The following is an 840-nucleotide window of genomic DNA, read 5'->3' as shown; positions in this document are numbered from 1 at the left end:
TGATCGCTCTGGTCGAGGGTGCGTCGCGGCAGAAGACGCCGAATGAGATCGCGTTGACGATCTTGTTGGCGGTGTTGACGATCATCTTCCTGCTGGCCGTGGTGGCGGTGGCGCCGATGTCCACCTATGCGGGGGTGAACCAGTCGCTGATCGTGTTGACCGCGTTGTTGGTGTGTCTGATCCCGACGACGATCGGTGCGTTGCTCTCGGCGATCGGTATCGCGGGTATGGACCGGTTGGTGCAGCGCAACGTGCTGGCCACGTCGGGTCGTGCGGTCGAGGCCGCGGGGGATATCGACACGCTGCTGCTGGACAAGACGGGCACGATCACCTTCGGCAACCGGCAGGCCACCGAGCTGGTCCCGATCTCCGGGGTGAGCGCCGAGGACCTGGCCAAGGCCGCCCGGCTCTCCAGCCTGGCTGACCAGACCCCGGAGGGGCGCAGCATCGTCGAGCTGTGTGCCCGGGACTACGGGTTGCCGGGCGAGGCCACGGCGGATGAGGCCGTGATGGAGTTCGTGCCGTTCACCGCCCAGACCCGGATGTCGGGTGTGGACCTGAACGGGCGCTCGGTCCGCAAGGGCGCCGGGTCGGCCGTGGCGGGGTGGACCCACGTGGAGTCCGGGGAGATCGACGCGATCGTCGCGGAGATCTCCGACGGCGGAGGCACCCCGCTCGTGGTGGCCGAGGCGAACTCGCCGGACGGTGCCGGAGCCCGGGTGCTGGGTGTGATCCGGTTGTCGGACGTGGTGAAGCCCGGTATGCGCGCCCGGTTCAGCGAGTTGCGGGCGATGGGTATCCGCACGGTGATGATCACGGGTGACAACCCGCGGACGGCGC

General features: G+C 68.6%; 1 protein-coding gene. It reads left to right on the top strand.

The genetic code is table 11. The features are described 5' to 3' along the window. Positions 1 to 840 (top strand): HAD family hydrolase (locus ABD743_RS40630; RefSeq protein ID WP_344729450.1); only part of this gene is annotated, 840 nt, incomplete at both ends.

It is taken from the genome of Pseudonocardia yunnanensis (genome assembly GCF_039534065.1).
GTDB lineage: Bacteria > Actinomycetota > Actinomycetes > Mycobacteriales > Pseudonocardiaceae > Pseudonocardia > Pseudonocardia yunnanensis.
Note: the sequence above shows the minus strand (reverse complement) of the source record. Positions and strands in the feature narration are given on the sequence as shown.